Raw genomic sequence first — 24,410 nt, forward strand, 5'->3', positions numbered from 1 at the left:
TCGCGCTTCATCGATACCCGAATCATGTTTTCTCGCCGCCTCGACGTCAAGTGAAAGCCTCACGCCGAGGCGGCAAAAAGGCACGGCGCGAGAAGCGGTTCTTCGCCCCTCGCGCCGTGGATGTGACCGCCTGGCCGTCGAATTAGAAGTAATACTTCAAAGCAAATTCGACGATCCGGCGACCGTGCTTGTTAACGATCTTGCCGAAGTTATCCTGCGTCTCTTGCGTATAGGTGAACCCCTTTGTCGGATCGCAGGGGTTCGACGTTCCGCCAGCGCCGTTCGGCACAGTGACGCGCACGTTGCAGGTGGTGTTGAGCGTCAGGTAAATGTCGCTCGCGCCCAGACCGCCTGTCGTCGCAATCTGCGTCGGGTAGGCCTGGTTGAAGAGGTTAAAGAACCCGGCGCGGAACTGAAGCTTCTTCGATTCGCTGAACTCGAAATTCTTGAAGAACGAAACGTCGAAGTTGCTCCGGCTCGGCGTCCTCATGTAGAACGGCGGCTGCGCCGGCCCGCTGTTGGCGAAGGCCGGGATCTGAAGCTTGTTGATGTCGAAGAGCTTCTGGCCCAGACCCGAACCGCCCGTCTGCGGATTGCCCGTGTAGATCGGCGCCACGGCGCCAACGCTCGCGCCCGCCCCCGAGCCGTTGAAGGCGTCGGAGCCATACCAGGCGATGGCGTTGCCGGTCGAGGCGATGTCGCCGGTGAATCTCAGACGGATTGGCGTGCCGCTCTGGAACGTCGTGATGCCCGACATCTGCCAGCCGTCGAGGAAGCCTCGGACGATGGCATGATCGAGCGCGCCGCGCGCCAGTTTCGGGAAGATGTAGTTGTACGACAGGTTGAAGATGTGGGTCCGGTCAAACGGCAAGACGCCCCAGCTTCTGCCGCGCGTGTCGATGGGGTCGGCCCACGCAGCGCCGTCGCTCTCGTTAACGGCCACCGTGCCCAGCGCTTTGCTGAAGGTGTAGGTGGCAAAGTATTGCAGGTTCTTGCCCGATTGGTGGCTCAAGGTCGCCTGCAACGAGTGATAGGTCGAGGTCCCTGTGAACTGAAAAACACCGACCGTGCCGTATGCTGGGAATGGCCGGAACTGCTTGATCACCGAACCATCAAGGCCGGCGCGGTTGACCGGGTTGGACAAGTCCACACCATTGACCGTGCCGCTTGAGAGCGCCCCCAGCGGGACGATGTTGATGTTGCGCTGCTGCGGCAGGTGGCGGCCCTGCGTGCCGACATACGCCACCGTGAAGATGTTGTTTGCCCACAACCGCTTCTCGATGGTCAAGCTCATGTTGGCGACGCGCGGGATGTTGTTCGAGTTGATGTCGCGAGACGACACGTTGACGTTGGCAATGGCGGCGAACGGATCCACATTCCTCAGGTCGCTGAAGGTGAGACCGGTCGACGAGGCCCACGGCGTGTCAACCGTGGCGCTGTAGGTGTTGGGCATCTGACCGCTGGAGTAGTAGTCATAGTTGCCCTGCACGCGGTTATAGAAAATACCGGCGCCGGCGCGGATGACCCAGTCACCCTTGCCGCCGATGTCCCATGCGAAGTTCAGGCGCGGCATCCATTGAATGCCGTTATTGGGCAGGACGCCCTTGGGAATCTCGTCGCGCGCGGCCAGCTTAAACCCGTTCGGACGGGAGCGGTCGCCGTTAATGAAGATGCCCTGGCTGTGGTCGTAGGCGGTCGGGTCAAACAGCACGCCGAGGCCGTTGCGCTCGAAGTTCTGCGGCAGGTAAGCCAGGCGCAGACCGTACTCCAAGGTGAAGTTCGGGCGGACCTTAAAGCTATCCTGTCCGTAGAACTCGTAGTTGTAGTAACGGAAGTGGTCTTCAGGGCGGTCGGTGCCCTGCGTGAACTCAATCGGGCGTCCGACAAACAGGTCGCCGTAGTTGTTCCCGGTGGCGTTCGACTGGCCCCACTGGGCGACGGTGATGTCTGTGTCGTGGTTCGACTGCTGCTTCTTGTTCGCCTGTTCGATGAACATGCCGAACTTCATGGTGTGCGTGCTTAAGACCTTGGTCAGGTTATCGGTGACTGCGAAGCTATCGTTCCACGCAAGGATCGGATAGCCGTAAGCACTGAACAGGTTGCCGCCGATGCCGCCGCCCCAGGCGTCAATGACGCCGATGGGCACGTAAGGATTCGAGCCGGGAAAGAAGCCCACCGGTTGCAGCCCCAGGCCGGCATAGGTGACTTTGTCCGGATCGGCGAAGTCGTAGTTGAGCTTCAGCTTGCTGGCGCTGAACAAGACTTCGTTGGTCATCGTCGGGCTGATGATGTTGGTCAGGTTGACGACGACCGAGCGCCCGAGGTTCTTGCCCGTGAGCTTGCCGGGGATTTCATAGTTCGATGAATCCCACCACAGGCCGCGCGGGAAGCCCTGCTCTTCGTACTCGCGCGCCAGGCGCACATAGAGCTTGGTCCTGTCACTGACGTTGAAGTCAAAGCGCGAGGTGAACTGATTTCTATCGTTCGGCCTCAGCACGCTGTAGACGTAATTGTAGCGATTGTTGGGATCGGTAAAATTCGGCGCCGGGTAGAGGTTCAACAGCGCTTTGCCGAGCGGGTCGGCGCACGGCGCGATGTTGTTGTTCGGTGCCGGATTGCCAGCGCCGACGCCATTGACCGTGCAGCCGAACGGCACGTTGACCGTGCGGCCCTGGTTGAGGTTCGACCCCGGCCCGCTCAGCAGCTCGCTGAAATCGCCCTGCCGCTGTTTGAGGGTCGGCACGACCGACAGCGACGAGCCTTCGTCTACCCGCTGGTAGTAGTACTCATAGCCGACGAAGAAGAACAGCTTGTCGCGACCCTTGTTGAATTTGGTGCCCGGAATAATTACCGGCCCGCCGATGTTGCCGCCCGGATAGTTGTACTTGCTCAACGGGCGCTTAATGCCGTTGATGCTGTTGGAGCGATCATTGGCCTGGAAGTGATAATCGCGCAGGTAGTCGTAGATCGAGCCGTGGAAGTCGTGGCCGCCGCCTTTGGTGGTGGCGCTGATCTGCACGGCGCTGGTCCCGTGTTCAGCCGCGTAGTTGCTGGTCTGAACTTTGACTTCCTGCACCATGTCGGGATTGGCGGTGATGATGGTGCCATTGTTCGAGCCAATGTCCATCATGCGCGAGCCGTCAATCGTCACGGTGTTCTGCTCGCCACGCAAGCCGTTGACGTGATACTGGCTGTTGGCGTTGGCGCCGCCGCCGAACGAAATGCTTTCGAGCGAGGTGTTGTCCGGAGCCACGACGCCAGGCAGGATGCGCAACAGCTCAAGCGAGCTGCGGCTGATGATCGACAGGTTATCGATCTGCTTGGCGGTAATCGTGTTCTCTTTGGCGCCGGTTTCGGTTTGTACCTGATCGGCCACCGCGTTGACCGTCACGGTCTCGGACGCTTGCCCGATCTCCATGACGACGTCGAGGCCGCGCGTGGTGCTGGTCTCGACGGCGATGCCGGTCTTTTCAGTGGTCTTAAAGCCCTGAGCTTCCACCTTGACGGTGTAAGTATCAGGGGATAATGCGGAGAAAACATATCCCCCTTCATCGTTGGTAATTGTCTTGCGTTCGTCCTTGGTTCGCTCACTGGTCACAATCACCGTCGCGCCGGAAACGACTGCGCCCGACGGGTCTTTGACCGTGCCGCGCAATGTCGCGCTGCCGGAAGATTGAGCGAATGCGGATTGTACGCTGACGAGGAATGTCAGACAGAAAACCACAGCGAAGAAGCGGAGCGTTGAACTGACGAGCCTTCGCTTATGCTCTAGCTTCATAAGTTTCGGTAACCTCCCTATCTTCATTACTGAGCGGATTAGATTCTTGTGGAAGAACCTGCAAAGTTCGGCGTTTAGGGTAATGCCCCAGTCGCCTTTTTGTCAACAGATTACCGGCAGCCGAATGGCATGGTCGCCGGCCATACAGAAAATACTTCAACGTGAACCTGCGGTGAAACTTGACTTGAGAATGATTGCAATGGTGCTAGATGCCGCATCATTATATGCGCGTTGGCGCTTGTGCTGGGAGTTAATAGGGGTATAATACCGTCTAGCTGCCAAAATAGAGCGGATTTGATGAGCCGCAACCCGGCTGTTACATACACCGTTTAACTCAATGCAAGTGATGGATCTAAGCAAGGATGAAAAACTGGCGCAGCTTGAGCGCATCTTGCAGAGCCAGATTCTGCACGGCTCTGAGAGCTTGCGCGCCTTCCTGCGCTTCGTCGTCCAGAAGGCGGTCGATGAGCAGGAAGACCAGCTCAAAGAGTACACCATCGCCACAGAGGTCTTCGGACGCGGCGAGCAATACAGCCCGCGCACAGACTCCGTCGTGCGCGTGCAGGCCAGCCGCCTGCGCAGCAAATTGCAGGAGTACTACTTCACCGAAGGCAAGAGCGACCAGATTCTCATCGAGCTGCCGAAAGGCCATTACACGCCATGCTTCTCTTATATTCATCAGAATAATGGCGCGACCAGCGAGACCGCCGACGGCAAAGAAGACAGCATCGCGCCGGCGAGCAGCGTGATTGCGCCGCTGCCACAGCCGCCGGCCCGCGAGATCATCCGGCGCATCGGCATGCCTGTGTTGATCGTTCTCCTGCTGATCGCGGTGGGCCTGCTCGCTTTCGATAATCTCAGCCGGCGCTCGCAAGCCGCTGACGGCAATGCGGCGAAAAACCTTGCCGAGTGGGGCACCATCTGGAAGCCCTTCCTGAACGATGAAACGCCGACCTTGCTGGTGCTGAGCAATCCGCCGGTTTATCGCTTCACCAATCAGGCAGACCCGGAAGCGCTGACGCGCCGCGCGCTGACGCTGCCGCCGGAGCATGTGACGGCGCTCGCCGATGCGCTCGGCGATAAGTTCATCGTCAAGAACAACCCGGCGCCGCGCCTGGCGCTTTGCGTAGACGAGTACACAGGCATGGGCGAGGCCATCGGCCTGCATCAGGTCACGGCGCTTTTCGGCGCGGTCGGCAAGACGGTGCTGCTGAAACAGAGCCGCACGGTCAGCGCCGAAGACCTCAAGAGCCACAACGTCGTCACGCTCGGCAGCGTCTGGACGAATGAGTGGTCGGGAAAACTTCCGATCAACGAGGACTTCGTGCATACCGGCAGCGCGACGATCATTAATCGCAAGCCGCAGCCGGGCGAAGAGCGCGAGTACCGCCCCGCCTTTGATGCCCAGGGCAAGCTCGTCGAAGATTATGCGCTGATCACGGTGAAGCCGAACATCTCGGAGAAGAACACGGTGATGGTACTGGCGGGGATTCACAGCGAAGGCACGCAGGCGGCCTCAGAGTTCGCGACGACGAAAGAGTACATCACGGTGCTGGATCAGCGGCTGCGACAGATGGCCGATTCCGGCGCGCCGCGCTATTACCAGGCGCTGTTGAAAGTCGCGGTTGACAACGGCATTCCCACCAAGATGTCGCTGGTTGCCGTCCACAGCCTACAAGCGGCCACCGACTAACAGTTATCCTGAGGCGTGACTCAATCCCGTCTCGTCCGGCTGCTGACGAGCGGCGACTTCGATGCCGCTCGTCATGCCGATCCCGAATAGCAGACCTTCCAGCGCACCTAAGATTAACTGCGTCGTCTGCCCGAAGTGAACTTCGCCGAAGACAGGGGCCAGGGTGTCGAGCCGCATCTGTGAATTGGCGAACAAGCGGGCGACGATCTCCAGGCTGCCACTGAAGAGATTGCCGCCGATGACAATCAGCAGGATGCCGGCGCACATCGCGCCGAGGCCGGCGCCGATGACGCGCTGCTGGGCGCGCGCCTGCCGCCAGAGCGTATGCGCCAGCACGACACCGAGCGACACACCGACGCCGATCACCGCGCCTTCCATCGCCCCCGTGATGCCGATGGGGCGCTTGCCAAACAACGCATTGACCATATCCACGCCGAGCAGGTAAGCGCTGCCGCCGACACCTGCGCCGCCCGCCGCGCCGCCGACCACAGACCACCAGCGGCTGTGCCGATAAGCGACGCGCGCCGCCGAGATCATGCCAGCGCTCACGCCCAGACCGCCGCCGCCGCCAATAAACGAGCCGAGCGCCGCCAGCGCCACCAGCAACTCGGTCGCTTCGATCATCGTCGCGTGGCGCGTCACCGTCAGTCCCAGGCTTAAGAGCAGGCCGCCGATCAATCCCGATAGCAGGCCGCCGAGCGTGCCGCCGATGGTCTGTTGCACAATCGCCGCGCCGCCGCGCCTGAGGCGCACCCACATCAAGCCGCCGACGACCAGCAGGGCAACGGCCAGCGGCAGGTGACTGAGCTTCACCAGCCGCTTGTCATAATCGCGGATCATCGCCAGGCTGATGGCCCGCCGCACAGGGCCGGCGCTCTCGCCGGCGCCGTCTTTCGCCAGCCGCGCTTCGGCTTCGAGCCCGAGCCAGTCGGCAAGTGCGATGCTCGCAGCCTTGCGCACCATCAGGTCTTTGTCCCAGAGCGCCAGCTCGCGCAACAGCTCGCGCATCGCGTCGCCGCGCAGCAAGGCGGCGGCTTCGATGGCGCGCTTGCGAATCTCGGCGTCGGCGCTGCGGCTGGCTTCAAGCGTCACCTGCGGCGCGGCGGGCGCCACCGCGACCAGCCACGCGGGCATCGGGCGAGCGCGCCCAAGCAAGCTCGTCAATAAAAGATCGGCCTCTGCCCCCGTCAGGTTGAGCTGTTCGCCGAACGGCAGCAGCAGGCCGAGCGTGTCCGTATCGATCAATAAGCCGTGGGCGGTGTAATTCTCCATCGCCCGCTCGATGACGGCGCGCGCCTGCTTCAAGGCGATCTCGTCTGCCGTCAGCCAGCGCGACACTTCAGGGGTTAAGAAATCATGAGCCAGCTCAAGCCACGCCTCGCCGTCCTGACTGCGGCGACGCACGACGCGCGCCGCCACCAGCTCGGCAATCAGCAGCTCGACCGTAGGCGAGGCGCTGCGGGCGCGCGCCGTCAGTTCCGTGGCGCGCAGCACCAGGCGCTGGCCGTCTTTGGAGATCAACGCCGTGAGAATCGCTTTGACCGTGACGAGGTCGGCGGCGTTAAAGCGGCGCAACACGCGCTCAAGGTAGCTCGCCAAAATCTGCGACGCGCCGCCAAGCCGCGCGTACAGCCCCAGCGTCAATTCACAACTCGGGCCGCGCGCGTCGTACAGGTGGTCGCAAACGATCTGTAATTGCGGCGGGTCAACCGAGCCGTGATCGTTCAGATCATCAAGCAAGCGCCCCACCAGCGCGTCATCATATTGACAACCGACGGCGCGCGCCGGCGCGGTGATGGCCACGGCGGCCTGCTCGCGGCTCAATCGCTTCAAGCGGTATTCGTGGTGGAAGATTTCCGGGATGGCCGTTTTAAGCTGGCTCATCTCGGCGAGCAAGTCTTCGCGCAGGGCAAAGAGCAGGCAAAACGGCAAGTCTTCATGCGCGAACAACCGCCGCATGGCTTCAAGAAAGCGCGAGCGCGCTTCTTCGCCGAGCAGTGTGAAGAACTCTTCAAACTGATCGAGAAAAAAGACGGCCGTCTGTTGCGGCCACCGCCGCTCGGCCCGGCCAATCAACTCGCCGAGCGACGCGGCATCGCCTTCATCCAGCGCCGCAAGCGACAACGCGCCGCTCGGCGTCGGCTCCAGATCAACGGCGGCGCTCGACAGCGGATTCAACAGCTGCGTCAGCGCCGCCGTCATCTGATGGAGCGGGTCGGTGAAGCTGCGGATGACGAAGACGTGATGGCCGGCGGCTTTCAGTCGCGGCGTCAGGCCGGCGCGCAGCAACGAGCTTTTGCCGACGCCCGACCGCCCGTGCAGGATGAACGAGCGGTGCGCGACAATCTGCGAGGCGACGCTTTCGACTTCGGCCTCGCGGCCAAAGAAGAGTTGCGCGTCGCGCTCGGTGAAGTAGTCGAGAAACTTGTAAGGCCGGGCGCTCGGCTGCGTCTGTGCCGTTTCTCGGTCGTCGGTCGCCGGCCGCCGGTCGTCGGTCGCAAGCTGTGTGACTTCGCCGATGAAGACGTAACCGTGCTTGGGCACAGTCTTGATGTAGCGCGGGTTGGCCGCATCATCGCCGAGCTGTTTGCGAATGTCCTTGATGCACTGCGTCAGCGCCGCGTCGGTGACAAAGACGCCCGACCAGATTTCTTCAAAGAGGCTGGCCTTCTCGACTAACTGCCCGCGCCGGCTGACCAGCAGCAAGAGCACGTCGAGATACTTCGCATTGAGCGCGACCGTCTGACCGTCGCGCAGCAGGCGGCGATTCGCCGCGTCGAGATAGAAATTGTCGAAGCGATAGACCATCAGGGGAATCTGCGCCAGGCTCGTCATCGCTCAGATTGTCTCGCAACTCTCCGAGTCCGTCCACAGCGGCGCTCGTCTCAGATGCAGCAAATCGCCGAAAGGCTGGCGCGGCAGCGGTAATTGGAGCCGGCGGCGCACTTCTCACAACTTTCTCACAGGCGGCTCATTTCTTCGCGGCGGCGGTGGTTTATCTTTAGGCCCGTCCCCGTCTGCGTGCCGTGAATGGACAGGCAATGAAAAAAATTCTCTTAAGTCTCGCCGCGCTTGTCATCGTGGGAACCGTGCTGCTGGGGATTATTGCGCTCCTCAACCGCCGCTCGCAGACCGTCGGCTTAAATCAGGAAATTCAATATGATGATTTCGCGTTTGCGGCGCTCGGCGTGCGCCAGGCCGCGACGCTTGGCGGCGCGCCCGACGCGCCGCGCGCGCAAGGCATCTATGCCATTGTCACGATGAAGGTCGCCAATCACGCGCAGCGCGTTGATTTCACTTTTGATAAATCAACCGTCATTTTGATTGACGAGCAGGGCAACGAATATCACTGGGCGGACGGCACACAACGTGCCTATGACGCGTTGCGCCCGGCGAGCGCGCGTTGCGCCGAGCCGATTGCGGCAGGCGCGACGTGCATCACCGAAGTCGTCTTTGATCTGCCGGCGACGGCGCGCATCACGCAAGTGCGCATTTCGGGGGGCGGCGCGGTCGGCGATGTGCTGGACACCATCTTTTATGGCAAGAAGCGCATCGCCCTGCCGCCGCAATGATACAGTTGTGAACCCGGCAGAGGCCGGGCACGGTCTTAATCTTAAAGAGCAAGAGGAATCCTTATGGCCATGCGACGAATCGACCTGGCGAAATCCGGCGGCAAGCTGGACGAATCGCTGCTCAGTCAACTCGACCCGGCGCGTATGCCCACGCACGTCGCCATCATCATGGATGGCAATGGGCGCTGGGCGGCGCGGCGCAAGCTGCCGCGCATTGCCGGTCACCGCGCCGGAGCCGATGCCGTCCGCCGCACCGTCGAAAGCGCCGCCCGCCTGGGGCTTGAGTGCTTAACGCTTTATGCCTTTTCAACCGAGAACTGGAAGCGCCCGCGCCTCGAAGTGCGCGCCTTGATGGACCTGCTGATGGAGTTCCTGCGCAAGGAGCTGAAATCGCTGCGCGACAACAACATCCGTTTTCGCCTGATTGGCCGCGGCGATGGGCTGCACATCTCTGTGCTGGAACAGATTCGCCGCGCCGAGCTGGCAACGATGCAGAATACAGGGTTGCGACTGAACATCGCCGTCAACTACGGCGGGCGCACCGAGCTGGTTGACGCTTGCCGTCGCATCGCCGCGGAAGTGGCCGCCGGTCGCCTGCGTCCCGAAGAGATTAATGAACAGGTCATCGAAGCAAAGCTCTACACGAACATGCTGCCCGACCCCGACCTGCTGGTGCGCACGAGCGGCGAAGCGCGCATCAGCAACTTCCTGCTCTGGCAGATTGCCTATTCCGAAATTTATATCACCGAGACCCTGTGGCCAGACTTCAGCGAGGGCGATTTTCTTTCGGCGCTGATCGAATACCAGAAACGTGACCGGCGCTTCGGCGGCGTCCGCGAAGCGAAGCCGGGGCTGACGCTTGAATGGGATGCCGATCAATCGCTCGCCCCGACCGGTGATTAGCTACCCGCCGCTCAACGACGCGGAGACGCGGCGACACGGAGACGCGGTGAGGGAAAAAGACAGAGGCTAACGCTTGTCTTCCTTTCCCCGCGTTTCCGTATCGCCGCGTCGGCTTTCTCCCTCGCCCCATCGCCGCGTCGCCGCGTCGCCTCGGTCCCTGCGTCCCTCCGGCGGCGGGCAGGGCCTATTCATTCTCGAATAACCGTCGGGATATAAACCGCCAAGACGCCAAGACCGCCAAGAAAAGCTCGGCGTTCTCTTGGCGTCCTTGGCGTCTTGGCGGTTCAAGTCCGGAGAATGAATAGACCCTGCGGCGGCGGGCCGTTTTCTTGACAACGCCGAAGCCGCTCCCCTACTATCTTTCATTCCGACGGGACGCAGATTTCTGACATGGGAGTGCGGGCTTGAACATCCTACTGGCGGCATCGGAAGTCGTGCCGTACGCCAAGACCGGCGGCCTGGCAGACGTGGCGGGCGCGCTCCCCAAAGCGCTCGCGCGGCTCGGCCATCGCGTCCGCGTCGTTATGCCGCGCTACAACGTCGAGCGCATCACTCAGAACACCGAAGCCCTGCCCGGCGCGCTCGCCGTTCCGTTCAATTTCACCACACGCGAGACGGCCGTCTACATTGATCGCAGCGGCGAAGTGCCGGTCTACTTCATTGATGCGCCGGAATACTTCTCTCGCGGCAGGCTCTACGGCGAGCAGGACGACGCCGAGCGCTACGCTTTCTTCAGCCGCGCCGTCGTCGAATTTGCCAAGGCACTCGGCGAGTCGCTCGACATCATTCATCTCAATGATTGGATGACCGGCCTGGTGGCGACCCACTTGAAGACGACCTACGCCGGCGACCCGGCATTCGCCCGCACGCGGACGCTCTTCACGATTCACAATCTCGCCTTTCACGGCTACTTCGACACCTATGACCTGGGCAAGTTCGGCCTGCCCGACTGGCTGAATCGCTCGGAAGGCGGCCTGGAGTTTAACCGCATGGGCAGCGCCTTGAAAGCCGGCCTGGTCTTCTCAGATGGCATCTCGACCGTGAGCCCGCGCTATGCCCAGGAGATTCAAACGCCGGAGTTCGGTTATCAATTCGACGGCCTGTTGCGCGCCCGCCGCAATGACCTGTTCGGCATTCTTAACGGCGTCGATTACGACGAGTGGAGTCCCGACCGCGACCATTATCTGGCGGCGCACTATTCACTGAATGATTTCGGCGGTAAGCGCGAGTGCAAACGCGACGTGCTGCGCCGATTCCAGTTGCCCGAAGATTTAGACCGCCCGCTCATCGGCTGCATTTCGCGGCTGTCGGATCAGAAAGGCTTCGACCTGATTATTGACGCCGCCTGGCAGATGCTTGAGCGCGGCGTCTCGTTCATCCTGCTGGGATCGGGCGACGAAGTTTATGAGCGCCGCTTTCAAGCCTTGCGCGATGCGCGCCCGCAACAGGTCGGCGTCTACTTCGGCTACTCCAACGAGCTGGCGCACAAGATCGAAGCCGGCGCCGACATCTTCCTGATGCCGTCGAAGTTCGAGCCGTGCGGATTGAATCAGATGTATTCGCTGCGCTATGGCACGCCGCCCGTCGTCCGCGCCGTTGGCGGTCTGGACGATACGATTGAGAATTTCGACCGCGGCTCGCGGCGCGGCAACGGCTTCAAGTTTTACGATTACCATTCGGCGCGGCTGCTCGAAAAAGTTTACGAAGCGCTGCTGCTCTACACCGACCGCGAGCTGTGGCAAACGCTGATGCGCAACGGCATGAGCGCCGATCACTCGTGGCACAGGGCGGCGCTGCAATACGTGCAGGTTTATGAATGGCTGGCGCAACGCGGCGCGTCGGTTACAGTATAATAGTGCTGGGGGTCAGGTGTCGGGTGTTGGTGCCGGTTGCGGCCTCAACCCAACACCCGACACCTAACACCTGACACCTAATTATTGGAGGGAGCAAATGCAAGAGGTAACGGATCAGAGCTTTGAACAAGATGTTTTAAATGCCGGGGTGCCGGTGCTGGTCGATTTCTGGGCCGAATGGTGCGGGCCCTGCAAGGCGCTCGCGCCGACGGTCGAGAAGGTCGCGGGCGAATACGAAGGCAAGGCCAAAGTCGTGAAGCTGAACATTGACGACAACAACGAGGTGGCGCAGCGTTACGGCATCAAAGGTATCCCGACGTTGATTCTCTTTCACAACGGCTCGGAAGCCGACCGCACCGTCGGCCTGACGACCAAGGATAACATTGCCCGAATGATTGATCGCGTCCTCGGCTAAAGCCAGGCGGCGAGCCGTTATCCGCAACCGCGTATTCACACCCAGCCACAGGCGCACGGCAGTCACGCGCAACCGTGCGCCTGTCATTCTGTCCGCTCCCGCAATCCGACCCGGCACAAAACGCGAAACCGGCTCTGGCGGCCGGTTTCGGGGTTGGCTTGGGGAGCGGGCGGCAGAGAGCTTGAATTATGAAAAACATCGTCGTGGTCGGCGCCCAGTGGGGCGACGAAGGCAAAGGGAAAGTCGTTGACATTCTGGCGCCGCATTTTCAAATCGTCGCGCGCTACCAGGGCGGCCATAACGCCGGCCATACGGTGCGCATCGGCGAGCGCAAATTCGTCTTGCACCTGATCCCGTCGGGCATCCTGCATGACGACTGCGTCTGCGTCATCGGCAACGGCGTCGTCGTCAGCCCCGAAGCCTTTAACGCGGAGGTCGAAGAACTGCGCCAGATGGGCGTCGAATGCGCCGGGCGTCTGTTTATCTCGACGCGCGCCCAGTTGATCTTGCCTTACCACTGCGCCCTTGACCGCGCCCGCGAACAGCGGCTCGGCGAGCAGGGCGTCGGCACGACGATGCGCGGCATCGGCCCGGCTTACGAGAGCAAGGCGGCGCGCACAGGCATACGCGCCGGCGACCTGTCGCATCCCGACCTGGTGCGCGAGAAGATGAAAGCCAATGTCGCCGACGCCAACCGCGAGCTGACGGCGCTCGGCGCCGAGGCGCTCGATGTCGAAGCAACGATTGACAGCTTTCTCAGTGAAGCCTTGAAGCTGCAACCGTTCGTCCGCGACACCGCCGTCTTCATCAACCAGAGCGTCAGCGCGGGCCGCGCCGTGCTGCTCGAAGGCGCGCAAGGGACGATGCTCGACGTCGATCACGGCACCTACCCGTTCGTGACTTCATCGAACGCGACGGCGGGCGGCGCGGCGACCGGGCTGGGCTTGCCGCCGCGCGCCATCACCGGCGCGCTCGGCATCGCCAAAGCGTACACGACGCGCGTCGGCGCCGGCCCTTTTCCCACAGAGCTGTTTGACGAAGCCGGCGATTACCTGCGCCAGCGCGGCAACGAATATGGCGCGTCCACAGGCCGCCCGCGCCGCACCGGATGGTTCGACGCGGTGGTCGTGCGCTACAGCGTGATGCTCAATGGCCTGGACGCTATCTCGCTGACGAAGCTGGACGTGCTGGATGAGTTCGAGGAGATCAAGGTCTGCACAGCCTACCGCTATGGCGGCGAAGTGATCGAAGACATCCCTTACGGCGCGCACGCGCTTGCCGAATGTGAGCCGATTTATGAAACCCTGCCCGGCTGGAAGACCCTGACCAGCGCCATCACCGATTACGATGGCTTGCCCGAAAACGCCAAAGCCTACGTCCGCCGCTTAGAAGAACTGGTCGGCGCGCCGATGGCGATGATCTCGACCGGGCCGGAGCGCAGCGAAACGATCATTCGCGATAGCTTAGCGGTAAGTGAGTGGATGAAGTGAGCGAGCCGTATCAATTGCCGATGTAGAGCGCGTAGGCCATCTTTGCCATCGCCCAGAGGCGGCCCCAATCGAGGCGGCCCGTGCGCGCATCGCGCAACGAATCGAGCGCCATCTGTCGCAGGTGCGACGACTCGCGGCGGAACATAAACTCTTTCACGTAGGGTCGCGCCACGTCGAAGAAGTTGAACTCAGGGTTCATCACCATGCTGATGCCTTCCAGCGTCATGATGGCGCGGATCAGATAGGTGAAGCGCGCCGGCGTCGTGATCGGATGCTCGTAGACGACCGGCGCCAGATCATAGGTTAAATCCCGGAAGCGCACCTCGCCGAGTTTCAGATTCAGCTTGCGCTCGAAGACTTCCGCGACCACCGCGCCGATGGCCGCAACGTCGGCCTCGGGCGCGAGAAATCCCAGGCCCATCAAATCAGCGACAATCGCCTTGATGTCGCGGTTGTAGAGATGAAAGAAGGCGGCGATCATCTGCCGCTGCAACTCTTCAGAGATGCGCCCAACCATGCCGAAATCAAATATCGCCAGCCGACCATCCTGCATCACCCGCAGATTGCCGGGATGCGGGTCGGCGTGAAAGAAACCGTCTTCGAGCAATTGCTTGAAGTAAGCGCGGTAGATCAGCTCGTTCAGGCGGCGCGGGCTGTGACCATTGGCGCGCAGCTCGTCCAGCTCTGTGACCTTGATCCCTGTGATGAACTCCATGACGATGACGCGACTGGTCGAGAGCTGATGAAAGACGCGCGGCACGTAGATGCCGGGCCAATCGCGAAAGTGCTGGCGGAACTCGTCGGCATTCACCACCTCGCGGCGATAATCCATCTCTTCATGAATGACGCGGTCGAACTCGTCAATCGCGCCGAGCCATTCGGCGCCCGGCAGCAGATTCGGGTGGCGATCCAGGAAGCGCCCGATGGCGCGCAGCAGATCGAGATCAAAATGAATCTGCTCGGCGAGCAGCGGGCGTTGAACTTTGACCGCCACCGTTTCACCGCTCACCAAGCGCCCGCGATAGACCTGCGCCAAACTCGCGGACGCCACCGGCGGCTCGTCAAGCTCAGCAAATACGTCGTTGATGGGCCGGCCCAGCTCGGCTTCGAGAATGGCGCGCGCCTCGCGGTCAGGGAATGGCGGCACGCGATCTTGCAGCTCGCTCAGCTCTTTGAGGTAGTCGAGCGGCAAGAGGTCGGCGCGCGTCGCCAGCATCTGCCCCATCTTGATGAAGGTCGGGCCGAGCTTGATGAACCGCCCGCGCAGGCGAATCGCCTGCCGCCGCAGCCGCGCCGCGCGATCACCTTTGCGCGCGAACCAGCCCTTCGCTTCCAGCGCAACATCGACGGCAAAGGTCAGCAACGTCCACAGCACATAGACGGCGCGCCAGAAATGACGGATTCGATGTCGCTCCATTGCTTTCATTCTAACGCTTCTTGCCAATTCGCTCAAACTCAGCTATAAATCAATCAATGAGCGTTTTGCGCGATTAACACCGTTAAGAAAGTCTAAAAGTTATAAGTCAACCGGGGCGCTCGGATTAGTTTTTTTAATTTCGCACGTTTTGAGCGTTTTCGTATAATGAGACGTGGTAAAGACCGACGCATCAGTGGAGGTGGTTGAACCTCGGCAGACGGAGGGCGAAACGATGATAGAAGAAATGGATAATGAATTTGAAGCGCAATATGCGGATGCCGATTTGAACGAAGAATTTGACGCCGAATCTGAATCCGAATCAACAGAGCTTGAAAGTGCCGGCGACCTGGATCATACGGATTTGCTGAAGGTCTATCTGCGCGAAGCCAGTCGCGCGCCTATGCTCAACGCAGCGGGCGAAATTAAAGCCGCCAAACGCATCGAGCAGGCGCGCAGGCGATTGGCCCGTCTGATCTCGCGCTCGCCGCTGATTGTTGAATACAGCTTACATTTGCGCGACGCGTTGCAGCGTGGCGACCAGACCGCCAGCGATCACATCGAGCGGCTCGACGGGTTTGATCCCGCGAAGCCGGCGGCGCTCGGCCAGGTCGCTGACCGCGCCTTCGCGCAGATCGAGGCAGCTTACTCAAACCTGACGGCGGCAATGCCGCAGCCGTCGAAGAAACGCGGCGCGAAGAAACCCGCGCGCGTCGCCAAGCGATTTGCGCGCAGCGCGGCGGCCCGCCGGCGTATTCAGTTATCGCGGGCGGTGCGGGCTTTCGTCTTTACGCCGGCCACCGAGCGTCGCATGATCGCCATCCTCCAAGAAGGCGCTGAGGCGGCGCGCGCGCTCACAAATAAAAACACAAACGCCAGACGAACGCCGGTTGTCGCAGAGGCAGCGCCGGCTGACTTCGATGTCGTTGGGCTGACCGCGAAGCTCATCGGTAGCGGCGCGGTTACGGCGACAGAGATGTTGCGACAGTCGCGCCAGGCCAACTCCGCCTACGACGCCATGAGCTATGCCAAGCAGAGCATGACAGAAGCCAACCTGCGGCTGGTGATTTCCGTGGCGCGGCAGTTCACGCGGCGCGGCCTGCCCTTCCTCGATCTGATTCAGGAAGGCAACGTCGGCTTGATGCGCGCCGTCGAGAAGTTCGACTGGCGGCGCGGCTTCCGCTTCTCGACCTACGCGATGTGGTGGATTCGCCAGTCTATGGCGCGGGCGCTCGACACACAGAGCCGTGTGGTGCGGCTGCCGGCGTCAGAGCTGACCTTGATTAACAAGGTGGCGCGGGCGTCGCGCTCGATCAGCGGCGAGATTGCCGGTGCGGCGACCAGCGAATTGATCGCCGAGCGCCTGGACGTAGACGCCGAGCGCATCAGCGAGGCGATGGGCTTTGCGCAGCAGACCGTGACGCTCGACGCGCCGGCGAACGACAATGGCGAAACGGCGGTCAATTTCATTGACACGGGCGACGCCGGCAACCCCTTCACAGCGGCGTTGAGCTGGTCGCGGCGCACGGCGATTCAGCGGGCGCTGGCGCAACTGACGCCGCGCGAGGCGAAGATACTGCGCATGCATTATGGGTTGGACTCCGACAGCGAGCCGCGCACCCTGGAAGAGATCGGCAACGACCTGGCGGTCACCCGCGAGCGCGTTCGCCAGATCGAAGCCGGGGCGTTCGCCAAGCTCCGCGAGATGGAGGCCGGCGACATGCTGCGCGAGTTCCTGGCTATCGCTTGAAGACGACCCCGGTGACGGGACACGAAAAGGCTCCAGGCATTTGTGAGGCCCCGTGTCCCGTCATCCCCCCTTCCGAAAAACGTATTGCTAGATACAATCGAATCAGCTCGTCACCATCGCGCTGCCTTTCGGGAGCTTTGCCCCGGCGCAGCCTGAAGTCGTCATCGAAGTCACGGCGAGCGTGAGCGCGTTTGCCGACGACAACGTCCCGCTGAGGATTTCCGCGCGCGGCGGCTTTCGCTACGGCACGGACGCGCTGGACAAGCCTTCCGCACTGACCAATAGGTTCTGGTTCATCGTCGGTGGCAAGCCGTTCGATCAAGACAACAAGTTCTCGGTCAGTGCCGTCGTCGTCGAGCCACGGCTTGTCGTGAGCAAGAGCATCTCGGGATTTGACACCGCGGGGCATAATTACTGCACCGTGACGCTCAAGAATACCGGCACGACCGACGCGTTCGATATTCACCTGACCGATGCGCTGCCGGTCGGCGTTACCCTGTCCGGCAGCCCGACGGTGAGCGTTGCGCCACTGGGGTGCGCGTCGCCGACGGTGAGCGTTACGACGGTCTCCGGCTTCACTACTATTGTGGTCGACATGCCACGGCACGCCGCAACCCGGCGGCTCCGTCTTTCCGGCGAACGCTCTGCCGGGCAAGGTGGGCGGCGCGCTGTTCTTCCCGGCGAATTTCTTCGTGAGCGTCGCCGATGATCCGGCGCTCAGATTCGGCACCAGCAATTTCTCCATCGACGCGTGGGTCGCGAGCGCCCAGCCGAATTCCGTCATCGGCATTGTTGACAAGCTGGACATGGTCACAACGGTCACGAAGGTTGGCTACGCCTTCTACATCCAGAACGGCCACCTGACATTCGTGATGGGTAACGGGACCCCGTACGCGACCACGGCGCAGGTCAACATCGTCAATACGGGCTTGAGCTGGCACCATGTCGCCGTCACGGTGAATCGAACCGGCGGCGTAGGAACTTTCTACGTCGACGGGGCAGCGGTAGCAACCTTCTCTCCCCTGCCGAGCAACGTCGACATCAGTTCCATGTCGACGTTGCAGCTCGGCGGCAGCCGCCTGTTTGCTACTCTAGGCGAGTACCTGCTTGACGAGATCGAAATCTTCAATGGTGTGTTAGAGGCGGGCGATGTCAAGCGCATCTTCGACGCGGGGCCGTCGGGGAAATGCTTCAACATCATACCTGTGCCCCCGCCCCACCGCCCCGGGACGGCGCGGCAGCCATGAAAAGCCGGGTCGTGACGATGGGGTCGAGCGATGATGCGGGCGACGGTCTTCGACCACTAGCTTTCTTGTTTGATGAGATCGAGCAGGTCGTCGAGGGAGTTGACGTAATGCGATTCGGGGAAGCGCGCACGCACTGCCGTGTCGGTGAGCGCCGCGCCGCCGAGAACGATTGTCGTCTGCTGCCGCTCGGCGGCCCGCCGCAGGTCTTCGTAATCGCGCCGCGCTCGCTCGATATGATCGGCCATCGTAATCGATATGCAGACCAGTTGTGGCTTGAAGCGATCAACCGCTTCGGCAAAGGAAAAGAGCGGCGTCGGCGAGCCGAAATAGATGACCTGCCAGTCCTGGCTTTCTAACAGGTCACGCACCATCATCGCCGCCAATTGATGAAGCTCGCCTTCGGCACAGCCGACGATGGCCAGGCGCTCTGTCTCGCCTTTCTTTTCGGCGTTCTCGCGCAGCGCCGAGAGCGCCGCACACGTCGCCACCATTGCCAGATGCTCATCAAGCACGCCGATCTTGCCTGTGCGCCACAACTCGCCGACTTCGCGCATGGCCGGGCGAATCAGCTTCTCGCCGATGGTTGCCAGCGACATGCCATACTCTTGCGCCTTATTAAACAGGTGGGTGACGAAATCGAATTGTCCGGCCAGCGCCGCCTGCCGGAAGCGCTCGGCGAGCGCCCCGTAGTCCGCGGTTTCGAGCAGGTGCTTGAACTCGCAGGGCGATTCACTGCGACCATTCGCGAGGTGCGCCGGCAGCTTTGCCAGCCCACAGCGGCTTTGAAATTCGACGATGTCATCCAGCTCGAATTTGCGATGACCGCCGACCGTTTTGCGACAAGGCAGCGCACCGGCGTCCGCCCACCGCTTGACGGTTGACTCGCTGACATCCCACATCTCGGCTAGTTCTTTGGTTGAATACGACTGCTTCATGTCTTCTTCTGGCAGAATTTAAGAATAACGAGATGAGCCTGGAAAGGCAAAAGCCAACGCGAGTACACGGCGAGGAAGGCAAGCGACGCGGCGACGCGGCGACGCGGAGAAGGGGAACTTGGCAACAAGGCTTGATGTCGTTCCTTCACCGTGTCACCGTGTCGCCGCGTCGCTCTCTCGCCGCGTCACCGTGTCGCCGCGTCGCCGCGTCGCTTTTTCTTTTTGCCTTCTAAGACGACGTGCGCCAGCGCGAGGTCGCGTGAATGGGTGAGCGAGAGGTGGGCGCGGTCGGCGCCGAGTGCGGTCAGGCGTTCGAGCGCCCGGCCATGAAACTGTAGCGAGGGGAGACCCGTTGGCAAACGCAGCACTTCGATGTCGCGCCAGCCGACCCCCTCGCCCCAGCCGGTGCCGAGCGCCTTCATCGCCGCTTCCTTGGCGGCAAAGCGCGCCGCATAACTCTCCATCCGACCGGCGCGGCTCTCGCAGTAAGCAATCTCGGACGCCGTAAAGACGCGGTCGCGGAAACGCTCGCCGCGTCGCGCGAAGACTTCCGCGAGCCGCGCAATCTCTACCATATCAATGCCGATGGCGATGATCATCTTGAGCAGGTTGGCGCGACGTCTTGCAATCAAGCCCGCAAAATCCTTTGTGGCATAGATTACACTTCGATTTCCATCAGGTCTTGGGCCAGCAGCGTTTCGGGAAACGCGGCGCGGGCTTCGTCGTACAATGGCCCGACGTCGGCGTAGCGCGTACTGAAGTGAGTGATCAACAAGCGTTGAGCGTTGGCTTCGCCGGCAATCTGCGCCGCCTGCGCGGCGGTCGAATGGCCATAATCACGTGCCTCGTAAGCCATATCGTCGGTGTAGGTGGCTTCGTGAATAATCAGGTCAACGCCGCGCGCCAGCTCTACCGTGCCGGCGAATGGGCGCGTGTCGGTGCAGTAAGCCACCGCCTTGCCCGGCCGCGGCGGGCCAACCACTTCGTGCGAGCGGATCAGCCGCCCGTCATCGAGCTGCACATCTTCGCCCAGTTGTAATCGCCGATACATTGGCCCTTCGGGGATGCCGAGGGCGCGCGCCCGCTCCAGGTCGAAGCGCCCGGGCCGCGGCCGCTCTTCGAGGCGATAACCGAGCGTGAAGATGCGGTGATCGAGCGGGCGGGCGGCGACAAAATAATCGTCCGTTTCATAGACCGTCGTCACCGCCTTGAGCGCCGCAAACTCGCGCACGTCGAGCGGGTAATTGACATAAAGAATCTTCAAGCGCGCCAGCGTCTCCAGGTATTCGCGAATGCCTGGCGGCCCTACGAGCGTCAGCTCGCGCACGCGACGGTCGAGGCCCATTGTCGAAAGCAGGCCCGACAGCCCATTGAAGTGGTCGCCATGCAGATGCGTGATAAAGATGGCGGTGAGCTTGCTCGGGTTGAGCTTGGCGCGACTGATTTGCGTCTGCGTGCCCTCGCCGCAATCAAATAGCAGCCATTCGCCGTCGCGCACGACGGCCGTGGCGCTGACGTTGCGCCGCAAGGTCGGTTTGCCTGAACTGGTTCCCAGCGGGATGACCTTCATGCGATTTTACAATAGCATACCGACGGAGCCGCGGCGAAGGCGTGGCTCATTGTTGTCATCCGGCGCTCGATAGGGTACACTGTGGCGTGTTAACCCCTGTTTTTGCGAAGTCAATGGACGCGCAAAGCAGGGGTCTTGTGCTTTGAAGTAGCGGTAAGGCGAGGAGCGCGGCCCGGCGGCAGCCGGTCGAACGGGCGGCGGCTTCGCGAATCATTCTCCTCCCGGCAGCACAACCGGGTCTCGCAAAATGAAGCGCGGCTGTCCCCCTCCAGTGGTTGCGCTTTCGACGAGCAGGATCGGGAATCGGTTTGAGCCTGATAGGTAGTTTATGACGGCCAACTACTCGAAGCGGCGCTCGCGCACGCCTCGCCAAAGCGAGACGGCGAGCCCTGAGGTCACCATTCAAATCGCCGAGCGTGACGGCCAGCACGTCCTCGTCGTTAAAGAATCCTCATCCGTCGATCAAGAGGTCGCGCAGCAGGTGGTTGCGCTAATCGGCTCGTCGAGCGACGACTGGTCGCCCGCCACGCCCGCCGGCCAGGCCGACACCCAACCGTCAAAGCCGGCGCGCTTCGCCAATGAATCGGAAGCCGAGTTCGCGCGCATCCTGAGCTTCTATAACATCGAGTGGCAATACGAGCCGCGCAGCTTCGCCATCGAGTGGGACGCGGCGGGCGCAGCGACGAGCTTTTTCACGCCCGATTTTTACCTGCCGCAGCACAACGTCTATATTGAATTAACGACCCTGCGCCAGCCGCTCGTCACCCGCAAGAATCGCAAAATCCGCCGCCTGCGCGAGCTCTACCCGGAGGTCCATCTCAAGGTGCTTTATGCGGCGGACTATCGCAAGCTGATCGAGAAATTCGCCGGCAGCAGCGCCTGGCAGGAGAGCGACGAACAGAAGTAGCGGCCGCGTGGCAGTGCCCGGGCGGGTTCGCTTCCGAAAACCCAGCCGGAAGATGAAGGAGGATCGGACGTGCAGGTGAGCCAGGTTTCAGGCAAAAAAATAGCGATCCCGAGTGATCCTGAAATCCGTCTCCAAGCCCTCAGCGTTATGCGGGATGTCCTTGCGGACTCCCAATGCCAAAAGTCCGAAGACTCTTGGCGAGCGAGACTCTTGCGAGTCTCAGCCATCACACCGAAGTTTCACTTTCCCGCTGCCGCCCCTTGCGGGACTGCAACGATCCAGCGAACCTGAAGACTTCAATCAAAACCTCTCGGGATCGGACCTGGTTGTTGCCAACCAAGCTCGCTCATAGTAGCACAGATTTTTTTCGTGTCAACTAAAAAATGCGCTCATGAAAGAAATTTTCCATGAAAAATTTTCCCACCAGTGAAACCCTCTCGGAAAAACCGCTGATCCCACAGAATCGGCTCCAGGAGCGAGTTTCAGAGCTTGGCCAGGAGATTTCCCTCGCTTATACCGATGGCGAGCTGATGCTGGTGGCCATTCTCAGAGGCGCTTTCGTCTTTGCCGCCGATTTGCTGCGCGCCATCACGATTCCAGCGACAATTGACTTCATGGCGATCTCGTCTTACGCCGGCCAGTCAGGCGTCGTGCGCATCACCAAAGACCTTGAGGAGAGCATCGCCGGTCGCCATGTCCTGATGGTCGAAGACATCATTGATACGGGGCTGACAGCCAATTACCTGCTCGAAAACCTCAAGCGCCGTAACCCGGCAAGCCTGGCGCTCTGCGCCCTGCTGAATCGCTCGGCGCGCCGCATCATTGACCTGCCGATTGCCCACCGCGGCTTTGAGATTCCCGACCTGTTTGTTGTCGGGTACGGCCTCGATTATCAGCAGCGCTACCGCAACCTGCCCTACATTGCGACGCTGCGCTTTGATGATTAATCCAGCAGATAACAAGAATGCGTCTTGAAGGCGAGCCAGACTTGCTTGCCGGGGCGCAGGTCGAGCTCGTTAACCGCCTGGCGCGTCAGGCTGGCACGCCACACGACGCCGCTCGTAATGCTGGCGACGGTGCGCGCGCCTTTGTCTTCAATCGTCGTGATGTGCCCGCGCAAGCGGTTGCGCGCCGACGTGCCCTGTGGCTCGTCGAGCGCCAGCAGGATGTCGCCCGAGGGCACAGCGACCTTCACTTCCGCGCCAACCGGTTCGCGCCCGAACGGCACTTCGACCTGGCAGGCACCGTCTGTATCAGTGATCTCGACAGTCATGGTGCCGCCGCCCTGGTCGTGAGCAACGATGCGGCCCGGAAAGATATTCTCCACGCCGGTCAGCCGCGCGACGCTCGCCCTGACCGGCGCGTTGAAGACTTCGAGCGGCTCGCCTTCGGCGACAATGCGCCCGCGCTCGAAGACCAGTACCCGCTCGCCGAGCGTCATCGCCTCTTCGCGGCTGTGTGTGACATAGATTATCGGCAGGCGCAGCTCGCGGTTGAGCGCCTTGAGGTCGCTGATGATGGCCAGCTTGGTCGCTTCGTCAATGGCCGACAGCGGCTCGTCGAGCAGCAGCAGGCGCGGGCCTGAGGCCAGCGCTCGGGCAAAGGCAATGCGTTGCGCTTCGCCGCCGGAAATCTGGCGCGGCTGGCGCTCGGCAGTATGCGCGACATGAAAAGCGCGGAGCAGGGCCATCGCCCGCTCGCGGCGCTCGCCCTTTGCGATATGGGTCATGCCGAATTCGACATTGGCGCGCGCCGACAGGTGCGGAAAGAGCGCCAGATTCTGGAAGACATAGCCGACGCCCCGTCGGCGGATCGGCAGATCAATGGCGCGCTCGGAAGCAAATAGCACCTGCTCGCCGATCAGTATGCGCCCGGCGTCTGGGCGCAGGATGCCGGCGATTGATTTCAGCGTCGTCGTCTTGCCCGAACCCGACGCGCCAAACAGAATCGTCACGCCGGGATGGGCCGTGAATGCGACATCAAGCAGAAACTCGCCCGCCGCGCCGGCGCCCGGCTCAGACGCCGGCGCGCGCCCAAAGGCCTTCGTGTTGCCGCCGTGACTCAGTCTTTTTTTGATGTTGACCGACAGCATCATTTATCGCTGGTCGCCAGCTTGTTGGTGGCGTAAACGATCACCAGGGCGGTGGCTGAAAGAATCAGCACGAGCGTCAGCGCGTAATCGTCGCGGCCTGCCTGTGTGGCGTCGTAGATGGCAATCGCGGCGGTCTGTGTGCGGCCCGGAATGTTGCCAGCAACCATCAGCGTCGCGCCGAAATCGCCGAGCGAGCGCGCAAAGGCCAGCATTGCCGCCGCCAGCACACCGCGCGAGGCCAGCGGCAAAGTGACGCGCCAGAAGACGCGCCACTCGGACTGTCCGAGCGTGCGGGCGGCGTCTTCGAGCTCGCGGTCAACGGCGGCGATTGCGGCGCGCGTGGTCTTGACGACGAGCGGCAATGCGCCGACGGCGGCGGCGACGACCGCGCCGCGCCAGGTGAAGACCAGCGGCGCGCCGGTTAATGATTCAATCGTCCGGCCTATGAAACTGGCGCGTCCGAGCAGCACCAGCAAGTAGTAGCCAAGCACGGTCGGCGGCAGCACCAGCGGCAGCGTCACTACGGCGTCGAGCAACTCGCGCCCGAAGAAGCGCCGCCGCGCCAGCAGCCAGCCGAGCGCCACACCGACGACAATGACCATCGCCGTCGCCAGCAGCGCGACACGCAGCGAAAGCGTCAGCGGAAACCAGTCCATCGCAGCCATCGGGTGATGAAGATAACACAGAAGCGACGCGGCGACACGGCGACGCGGCGACGCGGCGAGGGAGAAAGGAGACGCGGCGAAGGGGATACGCGACGACGCGGCGCAAAAAGGGTTGCGGCAGATGAA

The 24,410-nt window shown here is 61.8% G+C and carries 19 protein-coding genes; 11 read left to right on the forward strand and 8 right to left on the reverse strand.

Annotation, left to right across the window (positions count from 1 at the left end):
• Nucleotides 1-142 precede the first annotated feature (142 nt).
• On the reverse strand, nt 143-3,778 hold the full coding sequence (locus tag VJ464_21315; protein ID HKQ07680.1) for a carboxypeptidase regulatory-like domain-containing protein: 3,636 nt from the start codon (nt 3,776-3,778) through the stop codon (nt 143-145).
• A gap of 346 nt (nt 3,779-4,124) precedes the next feature.
• Here VJ464_21315 and VJ464_21320 point away from each other — a divergent pair, with 346 nt between their 5' ends.
• Nucleotides 4,125-5,471, forward strand: coding sequence for a hypothetical protein (locus VJ464_21320; GenBank protein HKQ07681.1), 1,347 nt, complete (start codon nt 4,125-4,127; stop codon nt 5,469-5,471).
• Between the two features lie 3 nt (nt 5,472-5,474).
• Here VJ464_21320 and VJ464_21325 read toward each other — a convergent pair whose 3' ends face one another.
• Nucleotides 5,475-8,306, reverse strand: a complete 2,832-nt coding sequence (locus tag VJ464_21325; protein ID HKQ07682.1) for a winged helix-turn-helix domain-containing protein — start codon at nt 8,304-8,306, stop codon at nt 5,475-5,477.
• A gap of 206 nt (nt 8,307-8,512) precedes the next feature.
• Between VJ464_21325 and VJ464_21330 the strand changes: the two genes are divergently transcribed.
• From VJ464_21330 to VJ464_21350, 5 genes are all read left to right on the forward strand, one after another.
• Nucleotides 8,513-9,043, forward strand: coding sequence for a DUF4352 domain-containing protein (locus VJ464_21330; protein HKQ07683.1), 531 nt, complete (start codon nt 8,513-8,515; stop codon nt 9,041-9,043).
• A 69-nt stretch (nt 9,044-9,112) separates the two neighbouring features.
• On the forward strand, nt 9,113-9,946 hold the full coding sequence (locus VJ464_21335; GenBank protein ID HKQ07684.1) for an isoprenyl transferase: 834 nt from the start codon (nt 9,113-9,115) through the stop codon (nt 9,944-9,946).
• A 404-nt stretch (nt 9,947-10,350) separates the two neighbouring features.
• Nucleotides 10,351-11,799, forward strand: a complete 1,449-nt coding sequence (gene glgA, locus VJ464_21340) for a glycogen synthase GlgA (GenBank protein ID HKQ07685.1) — start codon at nt 10,351-10,353, stop codon at nt 11,797-11,799.
• Nucleotides 11,800-11,896: 97 nt separating this feature from the next.
• Nucleotides 11,897-12,214: a thioredoxin gene (gene trxA, locus VJ464_21345; protein HKQ07686.1), complete on the forward strand. Its 318-nt coding sequence runs from the start codon at nt 11,897-11,899 to the stop codon at nt 12,212-12,214.
• Nucleotides 12,215-12,402: 188 nt separating this feature from the next.
• A complete protein-coding gene (locus VJ464_21350; protein ID HKQ07687.1) occupies nt 12,403-13,704 on the forward strand; it encodes an adenylosuccinate synthase in 1,302 nt (433 codons plus the stop codon).
• A 10-nt stretch (nt 13,705-13,714) separates the two neighbouring features.
• On the opposite strand, the gene VJ464_21355 is transcribed toward VJ464_21350, so the two are convergent.
• A complete protein-coding gene (locus VJ464_21355; protein HKQ07688.1) occupies nt 13,715-15,121 on the reverse strand; it encodes an AarF/ABC1/UbiB kinase family protein in 1,407 nt (468 codons plus the stop codon).
• Between the two features lie 232 nt (nt 15,122-15,353).
• Here VJ464_21355 and VJ464_21360 point away from each other — a divergent pair, with 232 nt between their 5' ends.
• From VJ464_21360 to VJ464_21370, 3 genes are all read left to right on the forward strand, one after another.
• Entirely contained in the window at nt 15,354-16,868 is a 1,515-nt protein-coding gene (locus VJ464_21360; protein ID HKQ07689.1) for an RNA polymerase sigma factor RpoD/SigA, read from the forward strand.
• Nucleotides 16,869-17,049: 181 nt separating this feature from the next.
• Nucleotides 17,050-17,577 (forward strand): hypothetical protein, encoded by a 528-nt coding sequence (locus VJ464_21365; protein HKQ07690.1) that lies wholly within the window; start codon nt 17,050-17,052, stop codon nt 17,575-17,577.
• Complete coding sequence (locus VJ464_21370) at nt 17,525-18,115, forward strand: LamG domain-containing protein (GenBank protein HKQ07691.1); 591 nt, start codon at nt 17,525-17,527, stop codon at nt 18,113-18,115. Before VJ464_21365 ends, VJ464_21370 begins: the two co-directional genes overlap by 53 nt.
• Nucleotides 18,116-18,171: 56 nt before the next feature.
• Here the strand turns inward: VJ464_21370 and VJ464_21375 are convergent, their stop codons facing one another.
• The 3 genes from VJ464_21375 to rnz all read right to left on the reverse strand — a co-directional run bounded on the left by VJ464_21375 (nt 18,172) and on the right by rnz (nt 20,620).
• Nucleotides 18,172-19,050: a B12-binding domain-containing protein gene (locus VJ464_21375; GenBank protein ID HKQ07692.1), complete on the reverse strand. Its 879-nt coding sequence runs from the start codon at nt 19,048-19,050 to the stop codon at nt 18,172-18,174.
• Between the two features lie 185 nt (nt 19,051-19,235).
• Nucleotides 19,236-19,682, reverse strand: coding sequence for a holo-ACP synthase (locus VJ464_21380; protein HKQ07693.1), 447 nt, complete (start codon nt 19,680-19,682; stop codon nt 19,236-19,238).
• A gap of 26 nt (nt 19,683-19,708) precedes the next feature.
• Nucleotides 19,709-20,620, reverse strand: a complete 912-nt coding sequence (gene rnz / locus VJ464_21385; protein ID HKQ07694.1) for a ribonuclease Z — start codon at nt 20,618-20,620, stop codon at nt 19,709-19,711.
• Nucleotides 20,621-20,948: 328 nt separating this feature from the next.
• Here rnz and VJ464_21390 point away from each other — a divergent pair, with 328 nt between their 5' ends.
• Both VJ464_21390 and hpt read left to right on the forward strand, forming a co-directional pair.
• On the forward strand, nt 20,949-21,527 hold the full coding sequence (locus tag VJ464_21390) for a hypothetical protein (GenBank protein HKQ07695.1): 579 nt from the start codon (nt 20,949-20,951) through the stop codon (nt 21,525-21,527).
• Nucleotides 21,528-21,934: 407 nt separating this feature from the next.
• Nucleotides 21,935-22,474, forward strand: a complete 540-nt coding sequence (gene hpt, locus VJ464_21395; protein HKQ07696.1) for a hypoxanthine phosphoribosyltransferase — start codon at nt 21,935-21,937, stop codon at nt 22,472-22,474.
• Here the strand turns inward: hpt and modC are convergent.
• Nucleotides 22,471-23,622, reverse strand: a complete 1,152-nt coding sequence (modC, locus tag VJ464_21400; protein ID HKQ07697.1) for a molybdenum ABC transporter ATP-binding protein — start codon at nt 23,620-23,622, stop codon at nt 22,471-22,473. The two genes, hpt and modC, sit on opposite strands and share 4 nt — an antisense overlap.
• On the reverse strand, nt 23,619-24,275 hold the full coding sequence (gene modB / locus VJ464_21405; GenBank protein HKQ07698.1) for a molybdate ABC transporter permease subunit: 657 nt from the start codon (nt 24,273-24,275) through the stop codon (nt 23,619-23,621). The genes modC and modB overlap by 4 nt, the downstream gene beginning before the upstream one ends.
• Nucleotides 24,276-24,410 lie beyond the last annotated feature (135 nt).

It is taken from the genome of Blastocatellia bacterium (assembly GCA_035275065.1).
Taxonomy (GTDB): domain Bacteria; phylum Acidobacteriota; class Blastocatellia; order UBA7656; family UBA7656; genus DATENM01.